The sequence below is a fragment of the Micromonospora sp. 4G55 genome (assembly GCF_016803375.1).
The window spans coordinates 1-7,579 of sequence record NZ_JAEVHN010000285.1; the positions used below are offsets into that span (position 1 = coordinate 1).

The 7,579-nt window shown below is 72.4% G+C and carries 6 protein-coding genes and 3 pseudogenes; 7 read left to right on the forward strand and 2 right to left on the reverse strand.

Going from position 1 to position 7,579, the window contains the following annotated elements; genetic code table 11:
- Positions 1–11: 11 nt before the first annotated feature.
- From JNW89_RS21410 to JNW89_RS21425, 5 genes and pseudogenes are all read left to right on the forward strand, one after another.
- Positions 12–800: pseudogene (locus JNW89_RS21410) on the forward strand (RNA-guided endonuclease InsQ/TnpB family protein); the annotation flags it as partial.
- A 116-nt stretch (positions 801–916) separates the two neighbouring features.
- Positions 917–1,042: pseudogene (locus JNW89_RS38940) on the forward strand (zinc ribbon domain-containing protein); the annotation flags it as partial.
- Between the two features lie 177 nt (positions 1,043–1,219).
- Complete coding sequence (locus tag JNW89_RS21415; RefSeq protein ID WP_238450256.1) at positions 1,220–1,648, forward strand: hypothetical protein; 429 nt, start codon at positions 1,220–1,222, stop codon at positions 1,646–1,648.
- A gap of 163 nt (positions 1,649–1,811) precedes the next feature.
- The gene (locus tag JNW89_RS21420) at positions 1,812–2,570 is read left to right on the forward strand and encodes a MerR family transcriptional regulator (protein ID WP_238450257.1); all 759 of its coding nucleotides are present in this window, start codon (positions 1,812–1,814) and stop codon (positions 2,568–2,570) included.
- 85 nt (positions 2,571–2,655) lie between these two features.
- Positions 2,656–2,940: an antibiotic biosynthesis monooxygenase family protein gene (locus tag JNW89_RS21425; protein ID WP_238450258.1), complete on the forward strand. Its 285-nt coding sequence runs from the start codon at positions 2,656–2,658 to the stop codon at positions 2,938–2,940.
- A gap of 130 nt (positions 2,941–3,070) precedes the next feature.
- Here JNW89_RS21425 and JNW89_RS21430 read toward each other — a convergent pair whose 3' ends face one another.
- Together JNW89_RS21430 and JNW89_RS38145 are read right to left on the reverse strand one after the other, a co-directional pair.
- Positions 3,071–4,591: a GntP family permease gene (locus tag JNW89_RS21430; RefSeq protein WP_238450259.1), complete on the reverse strand. Its 1,521-nt coding sequence runs from the start codon at positions 4,589–4,591 to the stop codon at positions 3,071–3,073.
- 48 nt (positions 4,592–4,639) lie between these two features.
- Positions 4,640–6,178 carry a gluconokinase gene (locus tag JNW89_RS38145; RefSeq protein ID WP_238450260.1) on the reverse strand — a complete coding sequence of 513 codons (1,539 nt, stop codon included), beginning with the start codon at positions 6,176–6,178 and terminating at the stop codon, positions 4,640–4,642.
- A 156-nt stretch (positions 6,179–6,334) separates the two neighbouring features.
- On the opposite strand from JNW89_RS38145, the gene JNW89_RS21440 reads away from it, so the two are divergent.
- Positions 6,335–6,718, forward strand: coding sequence for a hypothetical protein (locus JNW89_RS21440; RefSeq protein WP_238450261.1), 384 nt, complete (start codon positions 6,335–6,337; stop codon positions 6,716–6,718).
- Positions 6,719–6,889: 171 nt separating this feature from the next.
- Positions 6,890–7,579, forward strand: a pseudogene (locus JNW89_RS21445) (hypothetical protein); the annotation flags it as partial.

Sequence of the window (7,579 nt, forward strand, 5' to 3'; positions counted from 1 at the left end):
GATTGTCCGATGTGCAGCTTCGGTACAACTTCCGCGTCTACCCGTCGCCCGGCCAGCAGGAAGCGCTGGCGCGGGCGTTCGGGTGTGCGCGGGTGGTGTTCAACGACGGGCTGCGCGCACGGCAGGAAGCCCGGGAGCAAGGGCTGCCGTACGTCTCCGACGGGGACCTGTCCAAGCGGCTGATCACCCAGGCGAAGAAGACCGTGGCCCGCGCCTGGCTGGGCGAGGTGTCCGCGGTCGTGCTTCAGCAGGCCCTCGCGGATCTCAACATGGCCTACCGCAACTTCTTCGCCTCGATCACCGGTGCGCGCAAGGGTCGCAAGCTCGCCCCGCCGCGGTGTCGTTCGCGCAAGGACAACCGGCAGGCCATCCGGTTCACCGCCAACGCCCGGTTCAAGGTGCTGGACAACGGCCGGTTGCGGCTGCCGAAGATCGGCGACCTGGCGGTGCGGTGGTCGCGGGCGCTGCCGGCGGAGGCCACCTCGGTCACGATCATCAAGGACGCCGCCGGGCGGTACTTCGCCTCGTTTGTCGTGACCATCCCCGACCAGCCGCTGCCCCCTGCCGGCACCGAGGTGGGCATCGACCTAGGGTTGACCCACTTCGCGGTCCTGTCCGACGGCACGAAGGTCACTGCCCCGAAGTTGCTGCGCCGGGCCGCCCGCAAGCTCAAGCGGTTGCAGCAGGACCTGTCTCGCAAGCAGCGGGGCAGCCAGAACCGCAAGAAGGCCGTCGTCAAGGTCGCCCGCGCCCACGCGCGGGTGGCCGACACCCGGCGAGACTGGCAGCACAAACTCTCCACGGCGATCATCCGCGACAACCAAGCGGTGTACGTCGAGGACCTGTGCGTCGTCGGTCTCGGCCGACCCGGCTCGCCAAGTCCGTGCACGACGCGGGCTGGGCCAGCTTCACCGCCATGTTGGAGTACAAGGCCGCCCGACACGGGCGTACTTTCGCCCGGGTCGACCGGTTCTTCCCCTCTACTCGGATGTGCTCGGGCTGCGGACGGATCAACGACAAGATGGGACTCAACCTCCGGTCGTGGACCTGCCCGTGCGGGGCGACCCACGACCGAGACGTCAACGCGGCCATCAACGTGCTCGCGGCGGGACGCGCCGAGAGCCTAAACGCCTGTGGAGCGCAGATAAGACCGGCACCCGTGCCGGCACCGCGCCGGGAAGCAGGAATCCGCCCGGACGCCGCGTGTTCCACGCGCAGCGTGGAGGGAATCTCCGTCCTTCAGGGCAGAGATCGTCAAGCCAACGAGTTCATCGGGCTGCACCTGACCTCGATGGCCGGCGGCAGGACGTACGCCGACCTCGGTGAGCCGCAGACCGAGCTGCGCGCCAAGGTGGAGCAGGCCACCAAAACCAACGACCCGGCCCTGGCCGACCTGCAGAAGCAGCTCGCCGAGGTCAGCGGCCAGCGCGACACCGTGTTCAAGGGCGAGACGCTGCGCGGCCTGCTGCTCACCTCGTACGGCTTCAGTGAGTTCGGCCGCAAGGCCGAGCAGGCGGCGCTGGTGACCTTCGTCGGGGCGGGGCTGCTCCTGCTGCTGTCGATCGCCGGTCTGGTGCACGCCTTCCGCACCCCGGCCACTGCGGCCTTCGCCGCCCCGGAGCGGGCGAAGGACCGGGCCACCGCCTGACCCCGCCCCCGGACGCCGGCCTCTGCACCCCCTCGGAGGCCGGGGGCGTTCGCGTGTGCCGCCGCGCCGATCCTCCGACGAGGGTGTGACGCGGCGCGCAGAATCGGGCTTGACCCTCACGCAACGGCAGGCGGGAGCCTTGGTCGCGGAAGGGAGGGAAACCATGGCGTACACGGTGGGTCAGGTGGCGAAGGCGGCCCGGGTGACGGTCCGGACGCTGCACCACTACGACGAGATTGGGCTGCTGTCGCCCAGCGGACGCACCGCGGCGGGCTACCGCCGCTACGACGATGCGGACCTGGAGCGCCTGCAGCACATCCGGTTCTACCGGGAGCTGGGGTTCCCGCTGGAGGAGATCGCGGCGATCCTCGACGACCCGGCCGCCGACCCGGCGGCGCACCTGCGCCGGCAGCACGAGCTGCTGAGCGGGCGGATCGGGAAGCTCCAGGAGATGGTCACCGCGATCGAGCTCGCGATGGAGGCGAGAAGGATGAACATCAATCTGACCCCGGAGGAGCGGTTCGAGGTCTTCGGGGACTTCGACCCGGACGCGCACGCGGAGGAGGCGGAGCAGCGCTGGGGCGGCACCGACGCGTACCGGGAGTCGAACCGTCGGGTGGCCCGCTACTCGAAGGAGGACTGGCTGCGCAACAAGGCGGAGAACGAGGACTGGGGGCGGCGGTTCGTCGAGGTGATGGCGTCCGGGGCGGCGGCGGACTCGCCGGAGGCGATGGCGCTGGCCGAGGAGCACCGGCAGCTGATCAGCCGCTGGTTCTACGACTGCTCCTACGAGATCCACACCGGGCTGGCCGACATGTACCTGGCGGACCCGCGGTTCACCGCGCACTACGAGGCGATCGCGCCGGGGATGGCCGCGTACCTGAACGAGGCGATCCACGCCAACGCGATCACGCGCGCCTGAGCCGGGATGGGCGGTGCGGGTGCCGCCTGGCAGGCATATTGGTGCCTGTCAGGCGGACCGCCCCACCACACCACCGGAGGTCACCGTGCTCATCGTCGCGGGCAGTCTCTACGTCGACCCGGCCGGGCGGGACGCCTACCTGGCGTCCTGCGCCGAGGTCGTCCGGCAGGCGCGTTCCGCGCCCGGCTGCATCGACTTCGCGATCAGCGCCGACCTGGTCGAGCCGGGCCGGATCAACGTCTACGAGCGGTGGGACAGCGACGACCAACTGCTCGCCTTCCGCGGTTCCGGCCCGGCGGAGGAGCAGGTGGCGGCGATCCTCGGCGCCGAGGTGCACCGCTACCGCATCTCCGGCGTCGAGGCCCCCTGACGGCCCCCGCCCCCCGCGAAGATCCGCACACCTTCTCGGAAAGAGTGGCTGTTCCGCGCTGGATGAGCCCTCTTTCTCAGAAAATGCCGACTCGGCTCGCGAGGCGGCGCGACGCGGGGGTGGGAGGGGGCTACAGGAGGAGGTCGAGGACGAGGACGCCGAGGAAGCCGACGACCGAGATGATCGTCTCCATCACCGACCAGCTCTTGATGGTCTGTCCGACCGTCAGTCCGAAGTACTCCTTGACCAGCCAGAAGCCCGCGTCGTTGACGTGCGAGAAGAACAGCGACCCGCAGCCGATGGCCAGCGCCAGCAGCGCCACCTCCGGTCCCTGGAGGGTCTCCGCCAGCGGCGCGACGATGCCGGCGGCGGTGATGGTGGCAACCGTGGCCGAGCCGGTCGCCACCCGGATGCCGACGGCCACCAGCCAGCCCAGCAGCAGCGGCGAGAGGTTCGCGCCCTCGGCCGCGTCCGCGACCAGGTTCCCCACGCCGGCGTCGACCAGCACCTGCTTGAAACCGCCGCCGGCGGCGACGATCAGCAGGATGCCGGCGATCGGCGGCAGCGACCCGCCGAGGAAGCCGGAGACCTGCGCGCGGCTGAAACCGGTCCGGTAGCCGAGGAAGATCATCGCGAAGATGACGCCGGCGAGCAGGGCGACGATCGGGGTGCCGACGATGTCCAGCGCCTTGCGGCCGGCGGTGCCCTTGTCGAGGGTCAGCTCGCCGATCGCCCGCAGCAGCATCAGCACCACCGGCAGCAGGACGGTGATGACCGCGGCCCACAGGGCCGGCGCACGGCGCGCCCGTACCCGCTCGGTGGCGGCCTCGTCGATCGGCTCACCCGGGCGGCCGGCGCCGGGGTTGGCCAGGTCGTCCTCGGTGACCAGGTCGCCGTCGGCGTCGAGCGGGCCGCGACCGGTGGCCGCCGGGCCCCGCCCGCCGGCGAGCGCGACCGGTCGCCGGGTGGGCAGCAACGCCTCCGGGGCGGTGGCGGGCACGTAGCGGGCGATGAAGTTGCCGAAGATCGGACCGGCGACGATCACCGTCGGGATGGCGATCAGCAGTCCCAGCGCGAGGGTCTGGCCGAGGTTGGCGCCGAGGGCGTCGATCGCGACCAGCGGGCCCGGGTGCGGCGGCACGAGGCCGTGCAGCACCGACAGGCCGGCCAGCGCCGGGATGCCGATCCTCATCAGCGGTACGTCGGTGCGCAACGAGACCAGCAGCACGATCGGCACCAGCAGCACGACGCCGACCTCGAAGAAGAGCGGCAGCCCGATGAGGGCGGCGACCCCGGCCATCGCCCAGGGCAGCGCCGTGCCGGAGACCCGGCCGACCACCCGCTCGACGATGCTGTCCGCGCCGCCGGATTCGGCGAGCAGGCCACCGATCATGGCCCCGAGCGCGATCAGCAGGCCGACCCCGCCCACTGTGGAGCCGACGCCGCCGCTGAACGAGGTGACGATCTTGTCCGGGGCTACGCCGGCGACCACGCCGAGCACCGCCGCGCCGAGGATCAGCGACAGGAACGGGTGGACCTTGGCCCAGGCGATGAGGAGCACCACCGCGGCGATGCCCAGCAGGGCCGCGAGGATCAGTTGGGCGTCACCGGCGTCGGTGAGCTCGGCCGGTGCGGCGAGGAGAGTGGTCACGGTAATCACGACCTTCGGACGGCGTCCGGCCCCCTGCGGGACGGGCGATCACATGGGTGCTGGGGTGGGTGATGGTTCCGGCGGCAGGCTCGGAGCCAGCCGTCGCAGTGACGCGAAGGTCGGGACCAGCGCGTCGTACAGCTCGGAGAAGAGCGGGAGCAGTGCGGCGTAGGTGGCGGCGGCGGCCGGGTCGGGGCTTACCGTCTCGTCGATCTCCACCAGGTCGGCGGCGACGTCGATGGACGGGATCAGCCCGAGCGCCTGCATGCCGAGCAGTGCCGCGCCGAAGCTGGAGCCCTCGTGCCCGGCGGGGAATCGCACCGGCATGCCGAGCGCGTCGGCGAGGATCTGCCGCCACAGCGGGCTGCGCGCGAAGCCGCCGCTGGCCCGGATCTCGCGTACCTCGTTGCCGGCCGCGCGCACCGAGGCCAGCACCAGGGCGAGCTGCTGGCAGACCCCCTCCAGCGCCGCCCGGATCAGATGCTCGCGGCGGTGGCCGTGGGTCAGCCCCACGTACGCCCCGCGCGGCAGCGCGCTCCAGTGCGGCGCCCGCTCGCTGAGCAGGTACGGCAGCATGATCAGCCCACCGGAGCCGACCGGCGCCCGCTCGGCCAGCGCCAGCAGCTCCTCTTCGGAGTCCTCGCCCAGCTCTGGCGCCAGTGCGTCGCCGGCCCACTGGAGCACGATGCCGCCGTTGTTGATCGCGCCGCCGACCACCCAGCGGTCCTCGGTCAGCGCGTAGCAGAACACCCCGCCGAGCGGGTCGACGGCCGGCCGCTCCACGGCCACCCGCATCGCCCCGGACGTGCCGATCGAACAGGCCACCACGCCCGGCCGGACCGCCCCCAGGCCGAGGTTGGCCAGCGGGCCGTCGCCCGCGCCGACCACCACCGGGGTGTCGGCGGGCAGCCCGGTCGCCACGGCCGCCTCGGCGGTGAGGCCGGGCAGCACCGTGGTGGTCGCGACGAGCTGCGGCAGCTGCTCCTCGACGATGCCGGCGATGCCCAGCGCCTGCGCGTCCCAGACCAGGTGGTGGATGTCCATCAGCCCGGTGGCCGAGGCCACCGAGTGGTCGGTCACCAACGCTTCGGTCAGGCGCAGCAGCACGTAGTCCTTGATGCCGACCCAGTGCGAGACCCGTTCGAAGAGCATCGGCTCCTGCTCGGCGAACCAGACCAGCTTCGGCAGTGGCGCCATCGGGTGCACCGGGGTGCCGGTACGCCGGTGCAGCGCGAGCCCCGGCGGGGCGGCCCGCAACCGCTCGGCCTGCGCGCTGGCCCGGGAATCCGCCCAGGTCACCGACGGGGTCAAGGGGACGCCCTCGGCGTCCAGGCCGATCAGGCTGTGCATGGCGGTGCTGAACGACAGGCCCGCCACCGGCCCGGGCAGCTCACCGGCCACGGTACGGACGCACTCGACGACCGCGTCGAAGATGGTCAACGGATCCTGTTCCGCCCAGCCCGGGTGCGGCTCGTCCAGCGGATAGCCCACGGAATGGTGGGCGAGCTGCTCGCCTTCGGTGTCGTAGGCGACCACCTTGGTGCTGGTGGTGCCGATGTCGACGCCGAGCACGACCCCGTCGCTCACCGGCCCACCTCCGCCACGATGCCGGGTGGCCCCGTCACCGTCCGGCTGCGGCTGACGTTACCGAGGGTTCGGGCACCCCGCACGGCGCACGAGATGATGGGACCGGCTCAACGGCGGTGACGAGGTGATCGTCTCCCGTCGGAGAAGGGAACGCTGATGGCCGTCGTCGTACTGCCCGAAGTCGACCGGGAGCTGCGGGAGTCGCAGAGCCTGCTGATTGAGGTCCGGTCCGACGACGGCCAGCTCCCCTCGGCCGTGGCGGCGCTACGTCAGGCGCTGCTGCGGCTGACCGGCACCGGCCCGGACGGGCAGCCGGAGGGTGTCGCGTTCCTCCCGCCGCCGGTGCCTCTGCCGGGGGCGCAACTCCTCCTGGCCGAGCTGACCATCGGCGAGCCGGAGCAGTGGTTGCCCGGGCAGCCGGACGTGGCCGCCGTCCGGGAACACGGCCGTCGGATCCTCGCCCCGTGCCTGGTGGGCGAGGCACAGGCGGTCGCCATGGCCGCCGCTGGGCTGGGCCGGTTCCGGGCCGGGGCGGACTGACCCGCGCCGCCGTCCCGACGCCGAACGTGAATCGACGCAGCGCATCCGCCAATCGTCCGGATTGGTCCCCCGATCGGGTGGTTCGCGCGCTTCGGCGTGTCCGCCGGACTCGCCGCCACCGTTGATCCGGATGACACCCCGGTTGGTGGCTCGCGCGGCGAAGGAGTCGGCGTGGCAGATACTGATTCGACGGGTTCCACCTGGCGTTACACGTGGGCGCGCAAGCAGAACGAGCGCCGGCAGCGGGCACACCGCGAAGCCGAGCGCGCGTGGCGACAGCGCGACGACGAGCTGCGGCGACTGCGTACCCTCGCCGTCGACCTGCACGGCACGGTCGCGGCCGGCCACGGCCTGCCCCTGGAACTCGCCCCCGGCGAGGTGGTCTTCTGGACGCTGCCCGCCGCGCAACTGGTCGAGGTCCGGCACACCACGGTGCTGCCCGCACCCGACCTGACGGTCGAGCCGCTGCCGGCGCCGCTGCGCCACCGGCTCCCCGACGGCGTCCGGGCCACCGACGCCGGCGTGGCCGTCATCACCAACCGCCGACTGGTGCTGCTCGGCGGGCGCGGCCGGCGCGACTGGGCGTACGGGAAGATGACCGGCCTGTCCCACGACCCGGCGGCCCCGGTGTCGCTGATCCAGGTCCTCGACCGGCGGCGCACCTGCGGCCTGCTGGTGCCGCCCACGGCGGCGGCCGAGTTCCGGTTCGCCCTCACCCTGGCCTTCGCCGACGCCATCGAACAGCGCGCGGCGGTGATCGCGCAGCTCGACGAGCTGATCGCCGAACACGAGCAGACCCGGCCGTTCCGGCCGGCGATCGCCACCCCCGGGCAGGCCCGGCTCGCCGGGCGCATCCCCGGC

Excerpts from the sequence above, each read along its gene's own strand:
- JNW89_RS21440 (WP_238450261.1), top strand. The coding sequence starts at position 6,335 with ATGGCCGTCGTCGTACTGCCCGAAGTCGACCGGGAGCTGCGGGAGTCG.
- JNW89_RS21420 (WP_238450257.1), top strand. The coding sequence starts at position 1,812 with ATGGCGTACACGGTGGGTCAGGTGGCGAAGGCGGCCCGGGTGACGGTC.